The sequence below is a fragment of the Streptomyces sp. NPDC057010 genome (assembly GCF_042673805.1).
Lineage (GTDB): Bacteria > Actinomycetota > Actinomycetes > Streptomycetales > Streptomycetaceae > Streptomyces.
Map to the genome: position 1 here is coordinate 1 of NZ_JBHUSC010000061.1, position 24,804 is coordinate 24,804.

Below are 24,804 nucleotides of genomic sequence, written 5' to 3' on the forward strand. Positions count from 1 at the left end.
GCGCCGGGGCCCCTCCTCGGGCGCCGAACGTGACCAGGGGTCGGACAGTGGCGGCGGGACGGCGTTCGGCGCCCTGCGGGGGCGCCCCGGCACGCTCCCGTCCCCGCCGGAACCCGGGGCGGAGCCCTCCGCGGGGGTCGGGAGGATGGCAGCGGCCTGGGCGGGGCGGGCGAGGGAGATGCCCGCCGGGCGGGGCTCCGGGTTGCCCCACGACACGCGGTGGTCGCGCGGGCCGCCGAAGCCCGCCTGGTGGAGGGGGTCGGCCTGCCACACCGCGGGTTCCGGCGGCAGCGCCTCCGTCGCGGAGGTCTCGTCCAGGAACACCGGGCCCGTCTCGTCCGCCGCAGGAGCGGTGGCGGGAGCGGGGGCGGGAGCGGGGCGGCTCGTACCCGGAACCCAGGCGGCGCCGTTCCAGTACCGGACGTACCCGGGAATGGACGGATCGGGGTAGTAGCCCTCGCGGGCCGCGTGCTCGCCGTCACCAGGGGAGGCCGTCAATGTCCCCAACTCCGATCGTGGCTTGAGGCTTGTGCAAGGGAGGACCATAGCCAAGAACCTCCCCCCGACAGGTCCGGTAACGGGAGAATGCAAGCCTTCGGGCGAACGACGGGTTTCGGTCAGCCGACAGAATTCGGCCAATCTCCTTTTCGCGGCCCGAAGTCGCGTCATACCCGGGCGCGAGGGAGCTCTCTCGGGGTGTGGGGCGCGATCCGTCCCCGCACACCGAAGCGAAGCGAGGCCGTCATGCACCACCCCGTCATCGAGCGCGAGCTGGAACTGAAGCTGGTCCTGTCCCCCGAGCGCAGCATCCCCGTACCCGCCCGGCTCCTCTACCTCACGGACGACCCGTACGCCGTCCACATCACCTTCCACGCCGGCTCCAGCACCCCCGTGAACTGGACCTTCGCCCGCGAGCTGCTGGTCGAGGGGGTGTTCCGCCCGTGCGGTCACGGCGACGTGCGGATCTGGCCCACCAAGGTCGACAACAAGGCGGTGCTCTGCATGGCGCTCAGCTCCCCCGACGGCGACGCCCTGCTGGAGGCCCCCGCCCCCTCCGTGTCCGCGTGGCTGGAGCGCACGCTGCGCGTCGTCCCGCCCGGTACGGAGGCCGAGCGGCTGGGGCTGGACGACGCGCTGGCCGAGCTGCTGACGCCGACCCCGGCGGACGAGCTGTGGCTGCGCGATCCGTGGCCGTCGGACGAGTCGGCCGACGGGGACCTGTGACCTCAGAACAGTTTGCCGGGGTTGAGCAGACCCAGCGGGTCGAAGGCCTGTTTGACGGAGCGCTGCATCTCCACGCCCACCGGGCCGAGTTCGCGGGCGAGCCACTCCTTCTTCAGGACTCCGACGCCGTGCTCGCCGGTGATCGTCCCGCCCAGTTCCAGGCCGAGCGCCATGATCTCGTCGAAGGATTCGCGGGCCCGCCGCGTCTCGTCCTCGTCGGCGGGGTCGAAGCAGACGACGGGGTGGGTGTTGCCGTCGCCCGCGTGCGCGCACACCCCGATGAGGAGGTCGTACCGGCGGGCGATGGCGGCCGTCCCGTCGAGCATCTCGGCGAGCCGCGAGCGCGGTACGCACACGTCGTCGATCATCGTGGCGGGCCGCAGCGTCTCCAGGGCGGTCAGCGACATCCGCCGGGCCTGGAGCAGCAGTTCGGACTCCGCCTCGTCCTCGGCGGGGACCACGGCGGTGGCTCCGGCGGCCGTGCACAGCTCTCCCACGGCCGCGAGGTCCCCGGGGGCGTGCGGGGTGTCGAAGGCGGCGAGCAGCAGGGCCTCGGTGGTGTCGGGCAGGCCCATCTTCCCGAGGTCGTTGACGGCGCGGACGGTCGTACGGTCCATCAGCTCCAGCAGCGAGGGCGTCAGCCCGGCCTCCATGACGGCGCACACGGCTGCGCAGGCGGCCGCGGCGGAGGGGAACTCGGCCGCCAGTGCCAGCTGCCGGGGCGGCGCGGGCCGCAGGGCGAGCACGGCCCTGACGACGACGCCGAGGGTGCCTTCGGAGCCGACGAAGAGGCGGGTGAGGTCGTATCCGGCGACGCCCTTGGCGGTGCGCCGGCCCGTGCTCAGCAGCCGTCCGTCGGCCAGGACCACGTCGAGGCCGAGCACGTACTCGGCGGTGACCCCGTACTTGACGCAGCACAGCCCGCCGGAGGCGGTGCCGATGTTGCCGCCGATGGTGCACTGCTCCCAGCTGGAGGGGTCGGGCGGGTAGTACAGGCCCTGTTCGGCGACGGCCCGCGAGAGCACGGCGTTGACCACGCCCGGCTCGACGACGGCGATCCGGTCGACGGTGGAGATCTCCAGGATCTGGTCCATCTTGACCAGGGACAGCACGATGCAGCCGTCCGAGGCGTTGGCGGCGCCGGACAGGCCGGTACGGGCGCCTTGCGGGACCACGGGGACGCGCAGCGCGGTCGCGGTGCGCAGGACGTGCTGCACCTGTTCGACGGTCCGGGGCAGGACGACGGCGGCCGGGGTGCCGGCGGCGCAGAAGCCGGCCATGTCGGAGGCGTAGGAGAGGGCCACCTGGGGGTCGGTGATCAGGGCCTCGGGTGGGAGCCCTTCGCGCAGGCGGGCGGTGAGCGCGGTGAGCCGTGCGGAGACGTCTTCATCCATGGGGTCAGAGTGACAGCCGGGGCCATCGGTGTGAACACGGCCGCGACCCTCTTCGGACACCTCGGCGTGCTCTTCATATTGACGCACAGTGACCCCATGGACCGTATCGACCGTATCGACGAGGAAGCGCAGACGCCGGCGCCGCCCGTGACCTTCACCGGCCGCAAGACGCTCGTGGCGGCCGCGGTCGCCGTGGTCCTGATCGCCGGGGCCCTGCTGATCCGGCCGGCCCGGGGCGGGGACGACTCGCGTCCGCCGGGGCCGAGCGAGCGGGCCGCCGAGGCGGTCGGCATGGGCTCGCCGGCGGCGGCGGTGGACCTGACGGCGCTGGTCGCGGACCGGGAGAAGTGGGTCGCGCGGCACGCGGACGACGACGCCTCGTGGTCGGTGCTCGGCGCCGCCTATCTGGAGCAGGCGCGGCGCACGGCGGATTCGGCGTGGTTCCCGAAGGCGGAGAAGGCGCTGAAGCGTTCGCTGGAGGTGCGCCCGGCCGAGAAGGGCAACCTCGACGCGATGACGGGCATGGGCGCGCTGGCCAACGCCCGGCGGGACTTCGGGACGGGGAAGAAGTGGGGCGAGCTCGTACGGGCGCAGGCGCCGCGGCAGTGGTCGGCGTACCCGGTGCTGGTGGACGCCTACACGGGTCTGGGCGACTACAAGGCCGCGCAGCAGGCGATGGAGCGGCTGCTGGAGCTGCGGACGGGCCTGGCGGCGTACGTGCGGGCCTCGCAGGTCTACCGGGACCGCGGCTGGCGCGAGGACGCGGCGGTGGCGATGGAGCACGCGGCGGGCGCGGCGAAGGGCCCGGCGGAGAAGGCGTACGCGCTGTTCCGGCTCGGGGAGCTGTCCTGGGAGCGGGGTGACGCGGCGCAGGCGCTGGGGCTGTACGAGGGCGCGCTGCGGACGGATCCGGCGCAGGCGGACGCCCTGGGCGGCCGGGCGCGGGCGCTGGCCGCGCTGGGCCGCGGCGGGGAGGCGGTGCGGGACTACCGGATGGCACTGGGGCGGACCCCGCTGCCGCGGCTGGCCCTGGAGCTGGGCGAGCTGCTGGACTCCCTGGGCCGGGGGGAGGAGGCGCGCGTGCCGTACGGGATGCTGGGCGCGCTGGCCGCGCGGGACGGTGAGGACGGCGTCGACGACGACGTGGTCCTGGGCCTGTACGAGGCGGACCACGGTGATCCGGCGGCGGCGGTGCGCCGTCTGTCGGAGGAGTGGACGCGGCACAAGAGCGTGCAGGTCGCGGATGCGCTGGGGTGGGCGCTGCACCAGTCGGGGGAGGACGCGGCGGCGCTGGAGTACGCGAAGAAGGCGACGGAACTGGGTTTGCGCAGTGCGGACTTCGCCTACCACCGGGCGATGATCGAGCGGGGGCTCGGCGACGAGGCGGCGACGCGGCGCCACCTCCAGGAGGCGATGCGCACGAACCCGTACTTCTCGCCGCTGCGGGCGCCGCTGGCGAAGGAGGCCCTCGCCTCCATCGGCCAGCCGCCCGCGGGCGGGCCGGAGAACCTGCTCCCGACCACGCCGTGGGTGGCACCGGAACTCCCGAAGGCCGCCAAGCCGAAGCCTGCGGCGCAGCCCGCCACCCCGAAGCCGTCCCCCTCCCCCCGCTAGGGGGACGACCGGTTCGGAAGCCGGGGCGCGGGACCGCGCGCCCCGGCGGGAGCCTAGAGGTTGCCGCGCTTGGCCTGCTCCCGCTCGATGGCCTCGAACAGCGCCTTGAAGTTGCCCTTTCCGAAGCCCATCGACCCGTGCCGCTCGATCATCTCGAAGAAGACCGTCGGCCGGTCCTGCACCGGCTTGGTGAAGATCTGCAGCAGGTAGCCGTCCTCGTCGCGGTCGACGAGGATCTTCAGCTCGCGCAGGGTCTCGACCGGGACGCGGGTCTCACCGGCCCACTCCCCGAGCGTGTCGTAGTAGGAGTCCGGGGTGTCCAGGAACTGCACGCCCGCCGCCCGCATGGAGCGGACCGTGGCGACGATGTCGTTCGTCGCGAGCGCGATGTGCTGGACGCCGGCGCCGCCGTAGAACTCCAGGTACTCGTCGATCTGCGACTTCTTCTTCGCGATCGCCGGCTCGTTGATCGGGAACTTCACCTTCAGGGTGCCGTCCGCGACCACCTTCGACATCAGCGCCGAGTACTCGGTCGCGATGTCGTCGCCCACGAACTCCTTCATGTTCGTGAAGCCCATGACCTTGTTGTAGAAGGCGACCCACTCGTTCATGCGACCGAGCTCGACGTTGCCCACGCAGTGGTCGATGGCCTGGAAGGTGCGCTTGGCCGGGGGCTCGACCATCGGGTCGACGGCGACGAAGCCGGGCAGGTAGACGCCCGTGTAGTCGCCGCGCTGCACGAGGGTGTGGCGGGTCTGGCCGTAGGTGGCGATCGCGGCCAGCGTCACCGTGCCGTGCTCGTCCTTGACCTCGTACGGCTCGTCCAGGCCGCGCGCGCCGTGCTCGACGGCGTAGGCGTACGCCGCCCGCACGTCGGGGACCTCGATGGCCAGGTCGATCACGCCGTCGCCGTGGTCGGCGACGTGCTCGGCGAGGAAGCGGCCGCGGTCGGTCGTCGCCTTGATGACCGAGGTGAGGACGAAGCGCGCGGCGCCGTTGGTCAGGACGTAGCTGGCGGTCTCGCGGACGCCGTTCTCCGGTCCGGAGTAGGCGACGAGCTTCATGCCGAAGGCGGTCGAGTAGTAGTGCGCGGCCTGCTTGGCGTTGCCGACGGCGAAGACGACCGCGTCCATGCCCTTTACCGGGAAGGGGTCTGCCTCACGCGCGGTGGTGGGGGTGGTGTCGAGGGTCTCAGTCATGAGCGCAGAGTCCCGCCGATCCACAAGCTGCGCAATAGTTTCCATTTCTCATGTACAGAATGACCAGTCTGGCCGGAGGATGGCTGAAACATCTGTGCACTATGACCACCCGCGCGCCCTGGAGGCACCCATGGGTATCGACGATCTCGACGGCCGGCTCATCGTCCTGCTCGCCCGCGAGCCCCGGATCGGCGTCCTGGAGGCCTCGCGCCGCCTGGGCGTGGCCCGCGGGACCGTGCAGGCCAGGCTGGACCGGCTCCAGTCGAACGGGGTCATCCGCGGCTTCGGCCCGCAGGTCGATCCGGCGGCCCTCGGCTACCCGGTGACCGCGTTCGCCACGCTGGAGATCAAGCAGGGCCAGGGGGCGGACGTACGGGCCCACCTGGCCGGGGTGCCGGAGGTGCTGGAGCTGCACACCACCACCGGGCACGGGGACATGCTGTGCCGGCTCGTGGCGCGGTCCAACGCCGATCTGCAGCGGGTGATCGACCGGGTCGTCGGATTCGGCGGGATCGTGCGGGCTTCGACGGCGATCGTGATGGAGAACCCGGTACCGCTGCGGATCATCCCGCTGGTCGAGCAGGCGGCGGAGGACGACGCCCGCTGACCCCCGGCTTCCAAAGAAAGCGATGCAAAGAAGAGCTTGCAAAGAAACCCTTGCATAGGAGTCTTTGCAAGCTTACGGTTGAGTCATGCCCGAGAAGCCGGAAGCACCGCAGCCCCAGGAACCGCAGCCCCAGGAACCGCGGCGACGGGCCCCCGGGGAGGACGAGCGCCTGCTGGACGCCCGCTCCCTGCGCGGCCTCGCCCACCCGCTGCGCATGCGCATGCTGGCCGCCCTGCGCCACGACGGCCCGGCCACCGCGTCCCAGCTGGCCCAGCGCCTCGGCGAGTCCAGCGGGGCCACCAGCTACCACCTGCGCCAACTGGCCGCGCACGGTTTCGTCGAGGACGCGCCCGAGCACGGCAAGGGCCGTGAGCGCTGGTGGAAGGCCGCCCACGACGGCACGATCTTCGACGAGTCCCTGATCTACGACGAGGATCCGGAGACCCGGGGCGCGGCCGACCTCTTCCTTCACGAGATCGCGACGATCCACACGCAGGAGATGAGCACCTGGCTCGGCACCGCCCACCAGTGGTCGCAGGAGTGGCGGCGCGGCTCGGACCTCAGCGACTTCACCCTGCGCCTGACGCCCGGGCAGACCCTCGAACTGGTCCGCAGGATGCACGAACTCGTCAACAGCTACCGCGACCTGCCGCCGGAGGAGGGCGCGGAGTCCGTCCGCATCCACACGCACGTCATGCCGCGCCGCTCCGCCGAGTAGCGCCAACTCCCCTCTTCGCAGAAGGAGTCCCGTCATGCACGCCTACACCCATGCCCGCATACACGCCACCCGCTCCGCCGAACTGGCCGCCGAGGCCGCCGCCTGGCGCCTCGCCCGGGAGGCGGACACCACCCCCACCCTGCGCAACCGGCTCGGCCAGGCCCTGATCGGCGCCGGCATGCGCCTGCTGGAGCCGGCCCACGCCCACACCCGCGTCCAGCGCCCGCACGCGGCATGAGCCGGCGGCCGTTCACCGCCGTCCTGGCCGCCAACACCATTTCCATAGCCGGGAGTTCGCTCACCCTGATCGGCGTCCCGTGGTTCGTGCTCCAGACCACGGGGAGCGCCGGCCGGGCCGGGGTCGTCGCGTTCTGCGCCACCCTGCCCGTCGTCATCGCCGCGCTCGTCGGCGGCCCGGTCATCGACCGGCTCGGCCGCCGCCGGGTGTCCGCCGCCTCCGACGTGATCTGCGGCCTGGCCGTCGGTGCGATCCCGCTGCTGCACTTCGCGGGCGTACTGGAGTTCTGGATGCTGTGCGCGCTGACGGCCGTGGGCGGCCTCGTGCACACCCCCGGTCTGACCGCCCGCTACGTCCTGCTCCCGGACCTCGCCGAGCACGCGGGCACCACCCTGGCCCGGGCGGCCGGCCTCTACGACGCGGTCTCGCGCGGAGCCCGGATGATCGGGGCGGCGCTGGCCGGCGTACTGATCGCCGCCTTCGGCGCCGAGACCGTACTGCTGCTGGACGCGGCCACCTTCGGGGCCTCCGCCCTGCTGGTCGCCGCGTTCCTGCGCGGGATCCCGGCCGCCGAGCCGCAACGCACCGCCGGGAAGGCCTCGTTCGCGGCGTACCGGGCCGAACTGGCCGAGGGCTGGACCTTCCTGACCCGCTCCCGGCTATTGGCGGGCATCACCTTGATGGTGATGGTGACCAACGGGCTGGACCAGGGCTGGTCTTCGGTCCTGCTGCCCGTGCACGGCCGCGAGGCCCTCGGCGGCGCCACCACCCTGGGCCTGCTGGTCTCCCTCTTCGGCGGCTTCGCGCTGCTGGGCGCCCTTCTCTACGGGGCGTGGGGCGAGCGGTTCCCGCGCCGGACGGTGTTCGCGACGGCCTTCCTGGCCTCCGGGGCCACCCGGTACACGGTCGCCGCCTTCACCGACAGCACCCTGCCGCTCGCCGTGACGATGGCACTGGCCGGCCTGGGCGCGGGCATGCTCAACCCGATCCTGACGACGGTCATGTACGAGCGGGTCCCGGAGGAACTGCGCAGCCGCGTCGCGGGGGTGACCACGGCGGGCTGCGAACTGACCATGCCGCTGGGCGGGCTGGCGGCGGGGCTGCTGGTCGACGGCTTCGGCGCGACCCGGGCGCTCCTGCTGTTCGGCGGCGCGTACCTGCTGACCACGCTCGCCCCGCTGGTCTTCCCGGCCTGGCGCGGCCTGGAGCGGGCACCGCTCAGCAGGCGGGAACGTCCTCTCCCCGGTTCAGCGCGCGAAGGGCGTTCACCGCATCCGTCAGCGAGGTGACCGGCACCAGCCGGAGCCCTTCGGGGAGTTCCGAGCGGGCGTCCGAGCACTCCGCCTTCGGGACGAGGAACACGGTCGCCCCGTCGCGCCGCGCGGCCTGGGTCTTCAGGGCCACCCCGCCGACCGCGCCGACGTCGCCGTCCGCGGAGATGGTGCCCGTACCGGCGATGGTGCGTCCGCCGGTGAGGTCGCCGCCGCTGCCGTCGCCGTCGAGCTTGTCGACGATGCCGAGGGAGAAGAGCAGCCCGGCGCTCGGACCGCCGACGTCGGCGAGGTTCAGCTCGACCTTCACGTCCTTCGGGTCCTTGTGCAGGAAGCCGAGGGCGGCCTGGGTGGCGGTCGACTGCGACCTGGCCATTTCCTCCAGGTTGTGCGCCTCGATCTCCTTGTCGCTCCCGCCCGAGGAGTAGACGGCCTCCTTGGGCATGACGGCCCGGGTGGTGTCGAACCAGTGGCCGACGAGCTCGGGCAGGTTCACGGTCGTGGAGGGTCCGGTGGCCTGGATGGTCGTCATCCGCAGCTGCCCCTTGGTCTCCCGGGCCGGCGCCCCGGAGACGGCGATGACGGCCTTGCCGTCCCGCTCGCCCAGCACGTCGGCCGTGAGCCCCGGCTGGGCGATCACGAAGGGCAGCGGTGCGAACGCCGCGACGGCGAACAACCCGATGACCGGCACGGCACAGACGGCCAGTGCGGCGGGACGCGGCAAACGCATGAGACGAGAGAGCACCGGCCCAATCTATCCGCCCGCGGCAAAATCCAGCCCCGCCGGCGTTAGAGGCGCGGGGTCCGGGGCTGAGCCCCGCGGGGGGTCCGGGGGCGGAGTCCTCCCCCGGCAGCGGCGCCGCACCCGGCCCACGGCGGTGCCACCGGGGACACCGCCGGGGCCTCGCCTAGCGAAGGGCGTCGGCGACTTCCCGCGCCGCGTCCACCACCCGCGGCCCCACCCGCTCCGGCACCGCGTCGGCCAGCATGACGACGCCCACGCTGCCCTCCAGCCCGGTGATCCCCACGAGCGGCGCGGCAGCGCCACTGGCGCCCGCCTCCAGCTCCCCGTGGGTCAGGGTGTAGCCCGGCTCGATCAGCGAACCCTGACGGGCGGCCAGGATGGCCCGCCCCGCGGCCCCGCGGTCCAGCGGGTGGCGGAAGCCGGCCCGGTAGGCCACGTGGTAGTCCGTCCAGGTCGGCTCCACGACGGCGACGGCCAGCGCCTCCGTGCCGTCGACGAGGGTCAGGTGCGCGGTGGCGCCTATGTCCTCGGCGAGCGACCGCAGCGCGGGCAGGGCCGCCTCGCGTACGAGGGGGTGCACCTGCCGCCCCAGCCGCAGCACGCCGAGCCCGACCCGGGCCCGCCCACCGAGGTCACGGCGGACCAGGGCGTGCTGCTCCAGGGTGGCCAGGAGGCGGTAGACCACGGTGCGGTTGACACCGAGGCGGTTGGAAAGCTCGGTGACGGTCAGACCGTGGTCGGTGTCGGCGAGCAGTTTGAGGACTCTGAGCCCTCTGTCGAGAGTCTGGGAGGTTTCCGCGGTCACGACGCCTCTCCCTCTTTCGGTGAGCGGCGGTGACTCTCTGCTTGGCGCGCCGCCGGTCCCGTGGCGACGCACGGAGAGGCCGCCGGTAGCGGCCATGGCACCGGCTGCGCTCCCGCGGCGGCGCTGCCACGGTGCGTTCGATGCGGGGACAGTAGCGAGCAGGTCCGCTCAGCGGAAGAGCTCGTCCAGAATCCGGGCGCCTGCCACCCGTATATGCCGGTTCCGGAAGGGCTCCGACGCCGAAAACCGGCCACGCGCGTGGACGGTGGCGCATACCCGACGGCCGTCTGGCCACGAGCCGTTCCGACAAGATCCAGGACCGGCCGGGCCTGGGCGAATGCGGTCACACGATCCCGAAGCGAGCGAAGTCCGTACGAACCTCCGCACGGACCCGTGTCACCCCCTGTGGGAACTCACCGCATCCGGGTGGCCCACTCCTGCACCTTCTTGATCCGCTCGCGCAGCTGACCCGCCGTCGCCTCCGCGCTCGGCGGCCCGCCGCACACCCTGCGCAACTCCGTGTGGATCACGCCGTGCGGCTTGCCGCTCTGGTGGACGTACGCGCCCACCATCGTGTTGAGCGACTTGCGCAGCTCCAGCAGTTCCTTGTGCGAAACCACCGGCCGCCGCTCGGCCGGAAGCTCCAGCAGGTCCGCCTCCGCGTCCGGCTTGCGCCGGCTGTGCGCGATCTGCCGGGACTGGCGCTTCTGCAGCAGCATCTGCACCTGGTCCGGCTCCAGCAGGCCCGGGATGCCGAGGTAGTCCTGCTCCTCTTCACTGCCCGGGTGCGCCTGCATGCCGAATTCGGCGCCGTCGTACAGCACCCGGTCGAAGACGGCGTCGGACTCCAGCGCCTCGAAGGACATCTGCTCGTCCTCGCCGGTGTCCTCGTCCTCCTGCCGGTTGGCCTCGTCCATCTCCTTCTCGGACTCGGCGTACGGGTCGTCCTCGTTCTGCTTCTTGGGCCGGTCGAGGACGTGGTCGCGCTCGACCTCCATCTCGTTGGCGAAGCCGAGGAGGTAGGGAATGGTCGGAAGGAATACGGAAGCGGTCTCGCCGCGCCTGCGCGATCGCACGAAACGCCCGACGGCCTGCGCGAAGAACAGCGGGGTGGAAATGGTGGTCGCGTACACGCCCACCGCCAGCCGCGGCACGTCGACGCCTTCGGACACCATCCGGACCGCGACCATCCAGCGGTCGTTGTTCCCGCTGAAGGTGTCGATGTTCTTCGAGGCGCCGGTGTCGTCGGAGAGCACCAGGGTCGCCTTGGTGCCCGTGATCTCGCGGATCAGCTTGGCGTAGGCGCGCGCCGAGTCCTGGTCGGAGGCGATGACGAGGCCGCCCGCGTCCGGGATGCCCTTCCTGACCTCCGTCAGCCGCTGGTCGGCGGCGCGCAGCACGTTCGGCATCCAGTCGCCGCGCGGGTCCAGCGCCGTGCGCCAGGCCTGCGAGATGGCGTCCTTGGTCATCGGCTCGCCGAGGCGTGCGGCGATCTCGTCGCCCGCCTTGGTCCGCCAGCGCATGTTGCCGCTGTAGGAGAGGAAGATGACGGGCCGGACGACACCGTCCCCCAGGGCGTTCCCGTAGCCGTAGGTGTAGTCGGCCGAGGAGCGCCGGATCCCGTCGTTCCCCTCCTCGTACGTGACGAAGGGGATGGGGTTGGTGTCGGACCGGAAGGGCGTTCCGGTCAGGGCCAGGCGCCGGGTCGCCGGGTCGAAGGCCTCCAGGCAGGCCTCGCCCCAGGACTTCGAGTCGCCGGCGTGGTGGATCTCGTCGAGGATCACGAGGGTCTTGCGCTGCTCGCACCGGTTGCGGTGCAGCATCGGCCGCACGCCGACGCCCGCGTAGGTGACGGCGACCCCGTGGTACTCCTTGCTGAGCGGCCCGGCGGAGTACTCCGGGTCCAGCCGGATGCCTATCCGCGCCGCCGCCTCCGCCCACTGCTTCTTGAGGTGCTCGGTCGGCGCCACCACGGTCACCTGCTGGACCACGTGGTGGTGCAGCAGCCAGGAGGCGAGGGTCAGCGCGAAGGTGGTCTTGCCGGCGCCGGGCGTGGCGACGGCGAGGAAGTCCCGCGGCTGCGTCTCGATGTACCGGGTCAGGGCACCCTCCTGCCAGGCACGCAGCTTGCTGGCGGTGCCCCACGGCGCACGGCCGGGGAAGGCGGGAGAGAGGTGGTGGGAGGCGGTAGTAGTCACGGTCTCCGGTTCGTCGCTCTCGGCAGTTCGGCAGTCGTACGTAGGACAACCGGGCCACCTTACCGGTGCGGGCCCGCCCCTCGTGGAGGGACAGGCCCGTGACCTCGCGGGGTGCGGTGAGCGTCACATCGGTTTCGGCAGGAGGAGCTCGCGCAGCCTCTGCGCGATCTCCCCGACGTCATCGATCCCGCCGTCCGCCACGTCGAGCACCAGGCCTTCGCCCGCGTCGATGTCCGGGCGCAGCTCGACGCCGTTCAGCGCCAGGAACGTGGCACACGAAAGGAATGCGGTCCGCCTGTTACCGGTGAGGAGCGGGGGAAGGCGGCTGGAGGCCAGCGAGTGGAGGAGCGCGGCAGCCTTCTCCACCAGGTCGGGGTAGGCATCCCGGCCCAGGACCACAGCCGAATGGCGGTGCGCCGCACAGGCGAGCAATCCCGCGTCGCGCACCAGAGGCTGCGCTCCGCCGCAGGCCACCGATGCCACCACCACTACGTCCTCGGGCGTCAGGTAGGTGCACGTCACGCGAGCCGCTCCATGAGCTCACTCCACTTGGCAGCCTGCTCAAGGGCCGTTCTGTGAACCACCTCCTGGTGCGCGGTCCGCGCAAGGTAGTCGTCCACCGCCCGCAGGACGATCGCATGCATGCTCACGCCCTCCGCCTTGGCCCGCTGCCTCAGGGCGTCGGTCTGCTCATCGCGTAGACGCAGGTTCATGGCCACGGAAGGACGCTACTGGCGGGTGGTACCGGATCGGTATCACCGGTCCGGGTGACCGTGGGAGAGCGGGGCCGGCTCCAGGCGGGTAGCCACCCAGGCCCCCACCAGCGCCACGCAGGCCATCGGCAGGAACACGGCCACGAACGCGGCCGGGTGCGAGGCCGGCGCGGACCCGTCGGTCAGCGCGTGGGAGGCGCCGACCGCCCCGCCCCCGAGCGCGGCGAACGCGGCGCCGCCACCGGCCAGCAGGACCACGTTGGCCAGCGCGTCCGAGATCTGCAGGGCGGCGGAGTTCGCCCCGGCCTCCTCCGGCGCGGACAGCTTCAGCAGCAGCACGCTCGTGGAGCCGATGACGAGGCCCATGCCGAGGCAGCCGACGGCCCAGGCCGCCGCGACCGTCCACACCGGCACGGATTCGATCAGCACGGCCGGGGCGGCGGCTATCGCCAGGGCCACCATCACCATGCCGGCCACCATGAGCCGCTCCCGGTACGGAGCCATCCGCCCCTTCGACTGCACCCACGAGCCGCCCGCCCAGGTCAGCCCGCCCGCGGCGAGCGAGAAGCCGGCCAGGGTCGGGCTGAGCCCCCGCTGGGTGACCAGCATGAGCGGCACGAAGCTCTCGGCCGCGATGAACGACCCGGCGGCGACCCCGCGCAGCAGCACCACGGAGGGCAGCCCGCGCCGGGCCAGGTAGGTCCCGCGCGGCAGCAGTCCGAGCACCGCGGGGACGAGCAGGGCCGCGCCGGCGATGCCGGGGAGCAGGGACAGCCACCGCAGGTCCTGGGCGGCGTACTGGAGCAGCCCGGCGCCGAGCGAGATCCCGAAGGCCAGCCGGATCCGCCGCCGGTCGAAGGCCGCGGGCGGCGCGCCCGTGTCGACGGGCCCGGAGGCGGTCCGCCGTATCGCGGGCAGCGCGACGACGAGCGGCACGACCACGAGCACCGGGATCCCGAGGAAGACCCACCGCCATCCGAGGTGCTCGGTGACCGTCCCGGAGGCCAGCGGTCCGACGATCGACGGGACCACCCAGCTCGCGGCGAAGGCGGCCATGATCGCCGGCCGCAGCCGCTCCTCGTAGGCCCGGCTGACGACGACGTAGAGCGCGACGATGACCAGCCCGCCGCCGAAGCCCTGCACGGCCCGCCCGAGCACGAACACCCACATGGCCCCGGCCGTCCCGGAGCACACCAGCCCGGCGGCGAAGGCCCCGATCCCGACGGTCAGCGGCCGCAGCGGACCCTGCCGGTCGGCCCACTGCCCGGACAGCACCATGCCGAAGAGGCTGGTGGTGAAGTAGGCGGAGAAGGCGAAGGCGTAGAGCCCGATCCCCTCGAGCTCGCGGGCGGCGACGGGCATGGCCGTCCCCACGGCGGTCGCCTCGAAGGCGACGACGAAGATGACCGAGACGATCCCGATGCTGAGCGCCCGGTACGCGCCCCCCATGATCCCGCCGGCGGTCGCCGGTATCGGGGCGGGGTCGTCGTCGGTCTTCTCGGGGGTCCGGGGCTGCTCCAGGGCGCTCATCGCCCCAGAGTAAGGCGCACAGCCGCGACTCACCCCTGTCAATTGGTCGGAACCCGTCTCGGTCGGCGGACCTAGGACTGTGAACGCCGCATGGCAGTCGTATTGCGGCCCCCGCGCATCCCTTCCGCCGCCACACGGGCCCCCGTACGGTCGTACTCGTCACCACCACACAGCCGTGTGCCCGAGTGGTTTAGGGACTCGCCTGCAAAGCGAGTTACGCCGGTTCGATTCCGGTCACGGCTTCCAGGCACGGCCGCTCAGGGCAAGGCGCACCCCTGAGCGGCCTCCGCCGTTTCCGGGCTGCGGCCCCACACGCCCGCGGCGCGCGAGGCCCGCCGTCATAGGTCTGCGGACGCCGGACCGTCGACGGGCGTCGTCACCGCGACGCGCACCGCGCCGGTGGTCGAGGCCGCGACCTGTGCGATCAGGCCGCCTTCAGGGTGGCGGGCGACGACGGCGGGGATGCCCTCACCCGTCGGCATGTGGCGCACGCTCCATCCCGCGCTCTGCAGGTACGCCTGGGCGCGTGCCAAGGCCCTTACCGTCTCCTCCTTCGACAGCGGCTCGGTTGACCAGGTGTGATGGACTGAGGTCCCGGACTCGTCCTGGATCGTGCTCAGGCCTTCCCCGGGCTGCGTGGCCGCCGACCCGACCCGCAGGGCGTCGTAGATCCGGCTGGAGTGGCCGAGGACCCGATGCCGCGCGGGATCGTCGGCCCGCGGGACCTCCAGTGCGGCGGGGTCGGCCGTGGTCGACGCCGAGGACTTCCCCGGCGGGAGGAAGCAGGGCGATGTCACGGCGAGGGAGGCGACCCCCTCACCCTTGGCTCGGTCCACGACGCCGGTCACGGCGTCCATCCAGAAGTCATCCGGCTGCGTACGCATGTAGACCGTCGGAAAGGGGCCGGCCCAGTCGACTTCGCCCGATGAGTTGTGCTTGTAGCCCTGCTTCAGCCAGGCGTCCCGTGCCTGCCGCACGAGGTTCTGGGCCTCGGACCCCGGAACGCCCGTCAGTTTGTAGACGACGTGGACCTGCACGCGGTCGTCGGGGCCGTGGTCGTCCCTGGCGACGCAGGCCCCGACGGCCGCGCCACCCATGGGCTCCAGTGTCGGCTGGGGGGACATGCCACCCACCGCCTGCTGGATGATTTCCTCTGCCCGGTCGATCGCCTGCTGCTCGTTCATCGTGACCTGCTTCGATGCTCTTCCGCCGGTTTGCTGTCCGTCCCCCTGTGCCCCGCACCCGGTCACCATGGTCACCATGGTCAGCAGTGCGGCAGCCGGGATCGTTCTGCGCAGATTCACGGCCGTCCTCCGGTAACGATCTTCGCCAGGCTACCGAGGGGCTCTGCGTCCCAGTACTGGGAGTGCGCGGGCATCGACTCCCAGTTTGTGCCCGGAAACTTCCCGGCGGGGACGTCGAAGACCACGCCGCCGAAGTCGTCGGAGACCGGATCGGTTCCGTGGACGATCGAGTGGTCGTCGAAGAACTCCATGTAAGCCTTCGGGTTGAGGGGGGCCAGGGGACCCGCCGGAGGCGGGGCGAGGTTGATGAGGTCGTTCTTGGCCGTGGCCGCGAAGACGCGGTCCGCCGGGATGTTCAGGTCCTTCGCGTGATCCACGCCCACACCCGGACTACCCACCATGATCGCGTTGTCGACCGGCAGGTCTACATGGCTTCTCATCGTCTGGCCCGCTACCAGGGACCCGTAGCTGTGGCCCAAGAGCGTCTGGTTCACTCCGCTCTCACGGTGATTGGCTTCCTCGATGCCCTGGATGAAGTTGCCCAGCGGCTCCTCGGCCTTGTCAGCCCACTTGGTTTCCGTCGCATCGGTCGTGATGGCCTGCGGGGCGTCGTAACCGAGCCACACGATCGACGCCGTCGAGTGGGCCGCATCCTCACGCTCCGCCCTCGACTGGAGTTTCTCGGCCCTGGTGATGTCTCCGTCGATGGACTCCAGCTCGGCGAACGTCCCCGGCACGTACGTCACCACATTGTCGGCGGTGTCCGGATTCCCGATGGAGACGATGGCGCGCCCCATGCCGCTACCGTCAAATCCGAGCAGATAGGGGCGACTGCTCTCGCTCTTGTAGCTGTCGAAACGTTTCTGTATGTCGTCCATGCCCTTGTAACCGTTCTCCAGCTGCTTCTTCTTCTCGTTCCACTCCTTCCACTCCTCGGTCGGGACCGTCGCACCCTTCACCTCGCGACCCGTGACGGGGCTGATGTAGGGCCTGAAGTGCTCCGGCTCCTTCTTGAGCCAGGCGTCGTACTCAACCTGCTTGGCGGCGCGTTGTTCCGCGAGCACGAGGCGGTTCGCGTCGTCACGTACGGCGGAGGGCAAGCCGTCGAGCGCCCCGATGCTCGCGGGGTGCATGGAGACGTAGGCTTCGCGCTGCTCCTCGGAAAGGCCGTTCCACCAGTTGGCGTTGTCCTGGGGCCAGTCGTTCTTGGGCGGTGGCTTGATCGTGTCGAGGTAGGCATCGGCCGCCCCGCGCACGCCCTCCGTGTCCGACGTGACGTCCGTCCAGTCCCGGGCGGACACGGTCAAGTCGTCATCGGCCGTCAGGGCCCGTATCCTCGGCGCCCACTTCGTGTCCGCGTCCGTGGCTTCCTTGAGCGCATCGGCGATGCGGTTCGCGTACACCATCGCCTTGCCGTAGTTCGGGTTCGGGTGGATGTTCGCCGCCTGGCGCTCCAGGGCATCGGAGGTCGGAGTGCCTCCGGCACTGCCCGTCACCGTGCCGCCATCGGCGACCTTCTCGTCGCCCGGCTTCTGACCCGCCGGAAACGCGACCGAACCGTCCCCGTTCACCGTGCAGCCGTCCGCCTGGGCGTCCCCGATCGCCGCGTCCAACTTCCGCTTGGCGGCCGCCATGTCATAGGCGAACCCGTTGAGGGCCGTACTGATGACGCCGCATTCGGTCTGGATGTAGTGGAAGTTCCTCGCCAGGGCTTGAAGCTGCTTCTGCGACGACTCCGCCGCCTCGCCCTTCAACGTCTTGCGCATACCTGCGGCGACGCTGTTCTCCAAGTGCTCCTTGGATGCCTGGGCCACGTTGCCCATGGAGCGGTATCCGTCAGCGGCTTCCTCGTACTCGGCGGGCTTGAATGCCCTGAAAGTGGCGTAGTCCATCCGTCCGTCACCGGCCCTTCGCCTGGCCGCCGACGGCGTCCGTGTCCGCGTGCTTGACGTTCAGCTGGTGCATCGCGCTGTTGACCGCCTCATCGGTCGTCAACACGTCGCGGCCCACCTGGTCCAGGATTCCCTGGAGTGAGCCGCACCGCTCGCTGACGCCTTCGGCGTACTTCTTCCAGGAGTCGTACACGTCCTTCTGCGCGGCCGCGCTCAGGCAACCCGTGGTTGCGCCGAGCCCTGCCTGGCCGTCCTCCAGTTTGGTCAGCCCGCCGCCGATGCCGGCACGAAGGGAGCCGACCCCTTCGCCGGCCGTGGCCCACGCCTTCTTGCTGGACACCAGGCCACCCGTTAAGGCGCTCGGCCCGGCGCCGGGTTCAACCGGAACGTGGTTGAGCCGCATCTCTACGGACTGCCCACCGCTCACATCGGCCTTGATCTGTTCCCACTCGTCCCACGCCATGCGTAGCCCCCGTTTACCGCTGCGGATCACTCCGGCCAGGACACTACAGCGCAGCAACGCACAGCCCATGAGTATCTGTACCTATGCGAATGAGCACTTGCCCCTCAAGGTTTGCAGCAAGGCGGCTTCGGACGCGGGACGTTCGCGGTTCGGTCTCGGCGTGAAGCCCGTTGGCCGCCAGGGCAGGCCGACGCGTCTCCGAAGCGCGCCGGGGGGGGTGCTCCTTTGTCTTTGGTCAAGGGAAACGGGGGTGCGTCGGGTCGGTGGGCCGTGCAGCATGGCGGGGTGGCTGATCTGCTGTGGGATGACGTGAAGTGCTTCTTCGACCCGGACTTGATGGGGTCGCTGCCGGACGTGCGTGTCCCGAATGCCTCGGTGGAGGACTGGCAGGCGGTCCTCGATCTTGTCGCGGAGAAGGGCTGGAAGTGCCAGTACTCCGAGGGAGAGACGGTGCTTCCGGTGCCCCGGGCGGAGGCCGTGCTGTCCCGGCCGGCGGATGCCGAGTGCCCCGACCTGCGGGTCTGGCCGACTGCCGACGTGTTGGCGATCTTCCGTTTTCATGCCGCCGATGAAGTCGACTTCGATGTCGACCTGCGCGAGTTGCAGGGCCAGGATCGACTTGATGTGTTCTGCGACTTCTTTCGGGAGATCGGGCGGCGGCTGGGCAAGCCGGTGCTGATGGACCCAGAAGGCGACTATGGCCACCCGGTGCTCGGCTTCGATATCGAGGCAGATCGAGTCGTTCTCCTCGCAGACCCGCAGGTCAGGTGACCGCAGCCGACGGCTGCGGTTCGTAGAAGGTCCCGTCCCGGAGCATCGCGAACAGGACGTCGGCTCGGCGTCGGGCGAGGCAGAGCAGGGCTTGGATGTGGTGCTTGCCCTGGGCGATCTTCTTGTCGTAATAGGCCCGGGATGCCGGGTCGCCCAGGGCGGCGTACGCGGAGAGGAAGAGGCCCGTTTGAGCTGCTTGTTTCCGCGTCTGCAGGCTTGTTCGCCGCGGATCTATGAGCCCGAGCTCCGGGTCGCCGGGGCGAGTCCGGCGTAGGCGGCGAGGTAGCCGGCGGTCGGGAAGGTGCTGCCGTCGCCGACCTCGATCAGGATGCGGGCTCCGGTCCTGATGCCGATGCCCGGCATCGACGTCAGGACCTTCGAAAGAGGGTGGGCCTCCAGCAGTTCCTCGATCCGCCCGGCCAAAAGCTTCCGCTGGTCAAGCACGGCCGTCAGCGAGCCAGCCAGGCTTGGGACGATCAACGCGGCCGCCTCGGTGCCGGGAACGGTGACGGTCTGCTCGTACAGGGCGGTGAAGATGACCTCGACCAGCCGCTCGGCCATCCTGGGCGCCTTCGGCCGCAGAAGGGTGACCAGCCGCTGGCGTCCGGCCTTGCGGATCTGGGCCGGTGACCCGAACCGTTCCAGCAGGGTGAGGACGGCCGGGTGCTGCAACCGCGGTCCCAGCACCCGTTCCAGCGACGGGTGAATCTGGGTCAGCAGACCGTGGAGCCGGTTCGCAACCCGGGTGGCCTCGCCGCCAGGTCGTCGTCGAAGCCGACGATCATCTCCAGCTCGGCGATCGTCTCGCCCTCGCCGTCGATCGCCCGCAGTGTGTGGGGCATCGCGCGGGCGGCGTCGGCGATGATGAACGCGTCCTTCGCGTCCGTCTTCGCCTCGCCGGGGTAGAGGTCGGCGATCCGCCGCATCGTCAGGCCGGGCAGGTAGGCGACGGGACAGCCCATGTCGCGGGCGACCGCCAGTGGCAGGGCGCCGATCGAGGCCGACTGGTCGACCACGACGAGCACTGTTCCGTGCTTGGTCTGGAGTTTCGCGAACAGCTCGCGGAGCTTGGCTTCGGTGTTGGGCAGGCGCTTGTCGAAGGCGCTGCCTTCTGCCCGGTCGGTGTGACGGCGGTGGCGTGGTGTTCGCCCTTGCCGACGTCCAGGCCGAGGAAGACGTCGATGTCGCCGGTGTCGATCACGTGCAGGCCCCTCCATCACGCTTTCGTCCGGCCTTGCCTCGGCACCGAGCTGCCACATCCACGTTACGGAGAGCTCTTCCGGCTCGGGTGAAGCCGGTACTCAAGCCCCTCATCAGCGGTCCGTCGATGCCTCCGGGCCCGGTGACACCACCCCCCGGATCATGAACAACAGGAGGGGGAAGTCATGCCGGACCCGAAGGCCGGAGGCCCCATTGCGGAGCCACGAAAAAGGTAACGGGGGGGGCGGGAGCTGCGCTTCAGCCAGCCGGGACCTCCTGCACGGTCAGGCGCTCCTGCAGGCCGCCGTTGTCCTTGCAGCCCAGATCCTTGACCAGCGCAACCGCTGCGGCGTGTGCGAGGGTCAGGTTCGCCTCGCGGTACGCAGCGGTGTCCCCGTGGGGCGACGTACGGTTCCACGCGCTGACGGCCAGCACGGCCGGGGCAGCTCCCTCAGTGCCGACCAGCCGTGAGCTGACGCAGTCGACGTACACAACGCCGCGGTTCGGATCGGCCCAGGCGTTCCGCCCCACCCGGTACCGGGCCGCGTCCGGGTCGGTGCGCTTCGCATCCGCGACCCCGGGGAGCACCCGCTCCGCGGTCACCGTCAGCTCGGCCACATTCGAGTCCGCGTCCTTGTAGAGGGTGCAGATCCGTCGCTCTTGCCACGAGTTGCCGCCGGACACCGGCTCGGCTGCCAGCTCCCCAGTCGCTGCCTGCACGCTATCCCTGTCCGTCGAGCGCGCGAACGTCCCGCTGCCCAGGGCCACCGTCAGCGACTTCTCAGCGTTCCCGGCGAACAGCCGGTGACATACCTCGCCCGCAGCCAAACCGGGCGTGCTGCTGGACGCGTCCCTGCCTTCCGCCTCGCCGCCCCCGGCACTGCACCCGGTGGCCAGGACCACGGTCAGCACGCCGGCCGCCAGTCCCGCTCGCGCCCGTCCTGACCCTGGTGTCCTACTGCGGGTCATGGCCCTGCTGGTCCTCTCGATCAGTGCCCGCACCGTACCCGAGGATGGCGGACTGCCGCAGTTCCTCTGCCAGGTCCGAGTCCCTCTCCCGCAGGTTGTGCTGGGTGATGAACCGCTCGGAGGGCGACTTCATCGTCTCCTCGCCCGCTCGGTAGATCTCGTCCCTCTGATCCCGGAGCTCCTGCTTGGAGTCGTCCTCGTGCTTCTTCTGCTCCGCCTCAGACCAGTCGCCGATGACCTGGCCCGCCATCTGTTCCAGCGCACCGCTGCCGGTGTCCACGGCGAGTGGGACAAGGATGGCCGCGGCGCCCACCGCGGCGGTAGCCGGAAGGAACGCCACGCCAGCGGCGATCGCCGCTCCCGTGCCGAACTCGATCCAGGCGCCACGCTGCTCCAGGGCCTTGTTGTACTTCTCGTCCTCCGCGATGTGGTTCTCGCGCACCTGGTCGGCGCGGGACTGGTCCAGCATGCCCTGGACCTCCGCACCGACACGTACGACCTCCTTGGCCGTGCCCTTGTCGATGTGGCCGTCCGGACCGACCTGGGACTCCAGCACGGACGTCGAGTAGACGCGCTCGGCGGTGGACACCGTGGCGTAGGCGTCGGGGTGCTGTCCGAGCGCGCTCAGCAACTTGCGCGCGTCCTTCTGCTCCAGCGTCATGTGGCCCGTACCGTCCTTGGGGTCGAACGGGCCCAGCGTGCCGTTGCCGGTCAGTGAGCGATTGACGTCGTCGATGTACCCGGCCGTCATGTTGCCCACGCTGTCTGCCAGGGACTCGTGCGCCTTGAGCAGTTCGGCGTCGCCGCCGTACTTGGTGACGACCTCCTTCATGATGCTCGCGGACGTGTCGTCCCGCACCAGCTTCGGCGACGGATCGTCCCAAGCGTGGCCGAGCGTCGCCGCCTCCAGGGCGTGCCCAAGGGCGTCCGGCATGTACTGCTGGACCTTCTTCAGGTCGTCAGGGTTCATGCCTTCCATGTCGATGGTGAAGTCGTACTTCTTGTTGCCGAAGAAGTCGAGGTAGTTCTTGATCGGCTTCTTGTCCTCGCCCTTGCCCAAATCGGCCTCGCCGGACTTCTCACTCCCGTCCTGGTTGTACGCGTGCGGTGGCCGGTCGGGGTTGAAGAACTCCTTCGCGGCGTCCGGGCTGTGGCCCATTGCCTCCAGGAAGCTGACCACCGGGTCGTAGCCGGCTCCGTTGACGCCGGAGGGGTTGAACAGGTTCTTGCCGTAGCCGTTGAGGTGCCGGGTCGAGTTGAAGAAGTCCGGGTCCTTGGCGTGGATCTGCGTCGCGTGCTCGGCGATCGGGACCAGGAACTTCGGGTCGTAGTTGCCGTAGCGCATGATGCCGCCGAGCAGCTGGTACCCGTACGGCGGGTTCTGGTCGTACTTGGCGAGCGGGATGTGCTGCGTGCCGAGCTTGCGCAGCTCCTGGGCGTAGGAGTCCGGCAGGTGCGGCTCGCTCTTCGAGTTGGTGGCGGTGGCCAGGTTGAGACCCAGGTTCTTCTGGAGCTCCTGGACGTCCTTGAGGCGCTGCTCGTCGAGCTTGGAGTAGTCGTAGGTGTCGGTCGACATGTACCCGAAGAACTCGAGCGCCCCCTTGGGGCCGAGCGTCTCGTAGAAGTTCTTCGAGAACTCCGGCACCTTTGCGTTGTCCGCCAGCAACTCGTTGAGTTCCACGAGCTCGTCGTGGCCCAGCTCCCGCCCCTTCTTCGCGAGGTCGGCGGCGCGGCCTGCCTGCTCGGCGTCGAGACTGCCGTACTTCGGCCCGCTGAAGTCGTGCGCGTCGGTGACGTTGGCGCCGAGCATGCGGGCCAGCGACTGGTCGACGTCGTCGCAGTTGTCGATGATGGCGTCGATCTTCTGCTGCCACCGCCCCTGGTTCTCGCGCAGGGACTGCTGGTAGTCGGGATCGTGCCGGGCCGCGTTCCGTTCGCCCTCGGTGGCGGCGGGGATGGCGGTGACCCGCCCGGAGGCGTCGACCCGGAAGCCGGCGGCGGGAGCCTCCTCGTCCGTGATCTTCTTCAGCTGGTCCCTGGAGGACTTGAAGACGGCCAGGCCCTCGGACAAGGCCTTGTGGATGCCCTTGGCCTCCTTGCCGGCGTCCTCGAACTCCTTGGCCGTCTTGTCGACGAAGGCCCGCCCGACACCGGCTGTGACCCCGCTCCACTCGGCCTTGTCGGCCTTGGCCTTCATGCCGTTGCGGGCCGCCTCGGCGAGTTCGTCCAGCTTGGTCACCATCGCCTGCCAGTCGGTGACCGCCGTCTGGAGCTTGTCGACCGGGGCGTTGAGCACGTTCTCGTACGTCAGCATGCGGCAGCCCCTACTTGAGGTACTGGTCGATGGCGGATGTGGTGAAGTCGGCGTGGAGCTGCTGCTCGTCCTTGGCGTGGGACTTGAGCGAGTAGTTCAGGCCGTTGGAGATGTTCGCGCAGGCGGCCACGAGGGTCTTCACCTGGCTCTCCCAGGTGGTGTTGGCCTTGAGGAGCGCCGCCCCGCTGGCGAAGCTCTCCTTCGTGAGCGCTCCGGCCGCTTCGGTGGTGGCGGTGGCGGCGTGCTTGCCGTCGGTCTGGAGGCGGGTGTGCAGCTTGTACGCCTCGGAGCCGATGGCGCCGATGTGGTCCTGGTTGAGCTCCAGGTCACCGCCGCCACCGCCGCCGGGATCGACCGGTACGTGGTTGAGCCGCATGGAGACGTTGGCGGCGGCCGTGGCGCGCGCCGCCGACCATTCCTCGTCGAACGACATCGCGTGAACTCCTGTGTGAGAGCAGGTCCGGTCAGCGGTTATCGATGGGTGGTTGGCTCTAGCGGCTGGCGGTCATCGTCTGTTGCGGCTCACGACGACCGCCGTGACGGCTCCGCCGATGAGCACGCAGGCTCCCAGACCGAGGGCGATCCAGAGAAGGGAGCTGCCGCCCTTCTTCTCCTCGGCCTGCGCCGCCGGCTTGGTGGCCGCCGAGTCGGGGGCCGTGCCGTCGGTGGAGGGTGAGGGGTTCTTGGCGCCCTCGGCTGCTGCCAGGTCGGGCAGCGGGTACACGTCGGCCGGGCCGGGGTCGCCGGGGTTGGGAACCGCGATCCGGGGCCGGACGATGCCGTACCCGATGTAATCGTTGCGCTGGGCGCCGTCGGTGGGCTTGCCGGCGGTGTTCAGGAGGACGCGGAGGACCTGGTTGTTGGTCCAGTCGGGGTGGGCAGACCAGAGGAGGGCGGCTGAGGCGGAGGCGAGGGCCGAAGAGTCACTGGTGCCGTGGGTCTTACACAGGCCCGTCTTGCCCGTACAAGCCATGACGATGTCGATGCCCGGGGCGGACAGGTCTACCTGCGGGCCGTGATTTGACTCTTTGGTCGGCTCGCCCTTGGCATCCACTGCACCGACGCCGACTACTCCGGGTGTCGCAGCTGGATATTCGGGCTCGTTGAGGCCGTCTCCGGAATTGCCAGCAGCGGCGAAGATCAGCTTGCCCTTCGAAAGCGCATACTTCACCGCTTCAGCCCGCTCCCGGTCGGCTTCTGCCTTGCCAGACCTACCCTGGGAGATATTGATGACCTTGGCGTCCGAGTCCGCCGCAAATCGGATGGCCGAGGCCAGGGATGGGGTGTTGTCCCCTTCTAGCATATTTGGCACACGGATCGGGAGGACCTTGACGCCGGGTGCAAGTCCGTAAGCTCCATCCCCGCTCGGGTGCTTTCCGGTACCGGCAATGAGTGCAGCAATGCCGGTGCCGTGGCCGTCGTAGTCCGTGTGTTCGTCGCCCTCTGCCTTCCCGGCGAGGAGATCCTTGCCGGGAAGGACTTGTCCTTCCAGCTCTGGGATGCCCTTGACACCGGTATCGATCACGGCAACGGTGATGCCCTTGCCCGTGCTGATCTTCCAGATGTCGTCGGCCTTCATGGTGTCGAGATGCCACTGCTGCGAGCGAATGGTCTCCGCGTGAGCCGGGGTCGCAGCGACCCCGGCCAGCAGTAGGCCCACCAGGGCCGAGGTCGCCTTGCGCATGTGCATCCCGT

23 protein-coding genes, 1 tRNA gene and 1 pseudogene are annotated in these 24,804 nt (G+C 70.4%); 8 read left to right on the forward strand and 17 right to left on the reverse strand.

The window, feature by feature from the left end; all coding sequences use genetic code 11:
- Positions 1-498 (reverse strand): DUF2510 domain-containing protein (locus tag ACFTXQ_RS31860; protein WP_382647635.1); only part of this gene is annotated, 498 nt, incomplete at its 3' end.
- Between the two features lie 246 nt (positions 499-744).
- Between ACFTXQ_RS31860 and ACFTXQ_RS31865 the strand changes: the two genes are divergently transcribed.
- Positions 745-1,224 (forward strand): SsgA family sporulation/cell division regulator, encoded by a 480-nt coding sequence (locus ACFTXQ_RS31865; protein ID WP_382647638.1) that lies wholly within the window; start codon positions 745-747, stop codon positions 1,222-1,224.
- Between the two features lie 2 nt (positions 1,225-1,226).
- Here ACFTXQ_RS31865 and ACFTXQ_RS31870 read toward each other — a convergent pair whose 3' ends face one another.
- On the reverse strand, positions 1,227-2,618 hold the full coding sequence (locus tag ACFTXQ_RS31870; RefSeq protein ID WP_382647641.1) for an FAD-binding oxidoreductase: 1,392 nt from the start codon (positions 2,616-2,618) through the stop codon (positions 1,227-1,229).
- A 96-nt stretch (positions 2,619-2,714) separates the two neighbouring features.
- Here ACFTXQ_RS31870 and ACFTXQ_RS31875 point away from each other — a divergent pair, with 96 nt between their 5' ends.
- Positions 2,715-4,232, forward strand: coding sequence for a tetratricopeptide repeat protein (locus tag ACFTXQ_RS31875; RefSeq protein WP_382647644.1), 1,518 nt, complete (start codon positions 2,715-2,717; stop codon positions 4,230-4,232).
- A 53-nt stretch (positions 4,233-4,285) separates the two neighbouring features.
- On the opposite strand, the gene hppD is transcribed toward ACFTXQ_RS31875, so the two are convergent.
- Complete coding sequence (hppD, locus tag ACFTXQ_RS31880; RefSeq protein WP_382647647.1) at positions 4,286-5,431, reverse strand: 4-hydroxyphenylpyruvate dioxygenase; 1,146 nt, start codon at positions 5,429-5,431, stop codon at positions 4,286-4,288.
- 130 nt (positions 5,432-5,561) lie between these two features.
- On the opposite strand from hppD, the gene ACFTXQ_RS31885 reads away from it, so the two are divergent.
- The 4 genes from ACFTXQ_RS31885 to ACFTXQ_RS31900 all read left to right on the forward strand — a co-directional run bounded on the left by ACFTXQ_RS31885 (position 5,562) and on the right by ACFTXQ_RS31900 (position 8,283).
- Positions 5,562-6,038, forward strand: coding sequence for an Lrp/AsnC family transcriptional regulator (locus tag ACFTXQ_RS31885; protein WP_382647650.1), 477 nt, complete (start codon positions 5,562-5,564; stop codon positions 6,036-6,038).
- An 85-nt stretch (positions 6,039-6,123) separates the two neighbouring features.
- On the forward strand, positions 6,124-6,756 hold the full coding sequence (locus ACFTXQ_RS31890) for an ArsR/SmtB family transcription factor (RefSeq protein ID WP_382647652.1): 633 nt from the start codon (positions 6,124-6,126) through the stop codon (positions 6,754-6,756).
- Between the two features lie 34 nt (positions 6,757-6,790).
- Positions 6,791-6,994 (forward strand): hypothetical protein, encoded by a 204-nt coding sequence (locus tag ACFTXQ_RS31895; protein ID WP_382647655.1) that lies wholly within the window; start codon positions 6,791-6,793, stop codon positions 6,992-6,994.
- Positions 6,991-8,283 carry an MFS transporter gene (locus ACFTXQ_RS31900; RefSeq protein WP_382647657.1) on the forward strand — a complete coding sequence of 431 codons (1,293 nt, stop codon included), beginning with the start codon at positions 6,991-6,993 and terminating at the stop codon, positions 8,281-8,283. Before ACFTXQ_RS31895 ends, ACFTXQ_RS31900 begins: the two co-directional genes overlap by 4 nt.
- Here ACFTXQ_RS31900 and ACFTXQ_RS31905 read toward each other — a convergent pair.
- From ACFTXQ_RS31905 to ACFTXQ_RS31930, 6 genes are all read right to left on the reverse strand, one after another.
- Positions 8,213-8,995, reverse strand: coding sequence for a PDZ domain-containing protein (locus ACFTXQ_RS31905; protein ID WP_382647660.1), 783 nt, complete (start codon positions 8,993-8,995; stop codon positions 8,213-8,215). The genes ACFTXQ_RS31900 and ACFTXQ_RS31905 overlap by 71 nt on opposite strands.
- A gap of 178 nt (positions 8,996-9,173) precedes the next feature.
- Positions 9,174-9,815: an IclR family transcriptional regulator gene (locus tag ACFTXQ_RS31910; RefSeq protein ID WP_007264382.1), complete on the reverse strand. Its 642-nt coding sequence runs from the start codon at positions 9,813-9,815 to the stop codon at positions 9,174-9,176.
- Positions 9,816-10,228: 413 nt separating this feature from the next.
- Positions 10,229-12,013, reverse strand: a complete 1,785-nt coding sequence (locus ACFTXQ_RS31915) for a DEAD/DEAH box helicase (protein ID WP_382647664.1) — start codon at positions 12,011-12,013, stop codon at positions 10,229-10,231.
- A 123-nt stretch (positions 12,014-12,136) separates the two neighbouring features.
- The gene (locus tag ACFTXQ_RS31920) at positions 12,137-12,535 is read right to left on the reverse strand and encodes a type II toxin-antitoxin system death-on-curing family toxin (protein ID WP_382647667.1); all 399 of its coding nucleotides are present in this window, start codon (positions 12,533-12,535) and stop codon (positions 12,137-12,139) included.
- Complete coding sequence (locus ACFTXQ_RS31925) at positions 12,532-12,732, reverse strand: ribbon-helix-helix protein, CopG family (RefSeq protein ID WP_382647669.1); 201 nt, start codon at positions 12,730-12,732, stop codon at positions 12,532-12,534. The genes ACFTXQ_RS31920 and ACFTXQ_RS31925 overlap by 4 nt, the downstream gene beginning before the upstream one ends.
- A 36-nt stretch (positions 12,733-12,768) precedes the next feature.
- A complete protein-coding gene (locus ACFTXQ_RS31930) occupies positions 12,769-14,256 on the reverse strand; it encodes an MFS transporter (protein ID WP_382647672.1) in 1,488 nt (495 codons plus the stop codon).
- 171 nt (positions 14,257-14,427) lie between these two features.
- Here ACFTXQ_RS31930 and ACFTXQ_RS31935 point away from each other — a divergent pair.
- A tRNA-Cys gene (locus ACFTXQ_RS31935) sits at positions 14,428-14,502 on the forward strand.
- Between the two features lie 92 nt (positions 14,503-14,594).
- Here the strand turns inward: ACFTXQ_RS31935 and ACFTXQ_RS31940 are convergent.
- The 3 genes from ACFTXQ_RS31940 to ACFTXQ_RS31950 form a co-directional block, all read right to left on the reverse strand.
- Complete coding sequence (locus ACFTXQ_RS31940; RefSeq protein WP_382647674.1) at positions 14,595-15,440, reverse strand: hypothetical protein; 846 nt, start codon at positions 15,438-15,440, stop codon at positions 14,595-14,597.
- A gap of 116 nt (positions 15,441-15,556) precedes the next feature.
- A complete protein-coding gene (locus ACFTXQ_RS31945) occupies positions 15,557-17,392 on the reverse strand; it encodes an alpha/beta hydrolase (protein WP_382647677.1) in 1,836 nt (611 codons plus the stop codon).
- Between the two features lie 7 nt (positions 17,393-17,399).
- Entirely contained in the window at positions 17,400-17,855 is a 456-nt protein-coding gene (locus ACFTXQ_RS31950) for a hypothetical protein (RefSeq protein WP_382647680.1), read from the reverse strand.
- Positions 17,856-18,140: 285 nt separating this feature from the next.
- Between ACFTXQ_RS31950 and ACFTXQ_RS31955 the strand changes: the two genes are divergently transcribed.
- Positions 18,141-18,626, forward strand: coding sequence for a hypothetical protein (locus tag ACFTXQ_RS31955; RefSeq protein ID WP_382647682.1), 486 nt, complete (start codon positions 18,141-18,143; stop codon positions 18,624-18,626).
- On the opposite strand, the pseudogene ACFTXQ_RS31960 reads toward ACFTXQ_RS31955, so the two are convergent.
- From ACFTXQ_RS31960 to mycP, 5 genes and pseudogenes are all read right to left on the reverse strand, one after another.
- Positions 18,619-19,827: pseudogene (locus tag ACFTXQ_RS31960) on the reverse strand (IS110 family transposase). The gene ACFTXQ_RS31955 and the pseudogene ACFTXQ_RS31960 overlap by 8 nt on opposite strands.
- Positions 19,828-20,084: 257 nt before the next feature.
- Positions 20,085-20,738 carry a hypothetical protein gene (locus tag ACFTXQ_RS31965; protein ID WP_382647685.1) on the reverse strand — a complete coding sequence of 218 codons (654 nt, stop codon included), beginning with the start codon at positions 20,736-20,738 and terminating at the stop codon, positions 20,085-20,087.
- A 43-nt stretch (positions 20,739-20,781) separates the two neighbouring features.
- A complete protein-coding gene (locus ACFTXQ_RS31970) occupies positions 20,782-23,109 on the reverse strand; it encodes a hypothetical protein (RefSeq protein WP_382647687.1) in 2,328 nt (775 codons plus the stop codon).
- Between the two features lie 10 nt (positions 23,110-23,119).
- The gene (locus ACFTXQ_RS31975) at positions 23,120-23,542 is read right to left on the reverse strand and encodes a hypothetical protein (RefSeq protein WP_382647689.1); all 423 of its coding nucleotides are present in this window, start codon (positions 23,540-23,542) and stop codon (positions 23,120-23,122) included.
- Between the two features lie 72 nt (positions 23,543-23,614).
- Positions 23,615-24,799, reverse strand: coding sequence for a type VII secretion-associated serine protease mycosin (mycP, locus tag ACFTXQ_RS31980; RefSeq protein ID WP_382647691.1), 1,185 nt, complete (start codon positions 24,797-24,799; stop codon positions 23,615-23,617).
- Between the last annotated feature and the right edge of the window lie 5 nt (positions 24,800-24,804).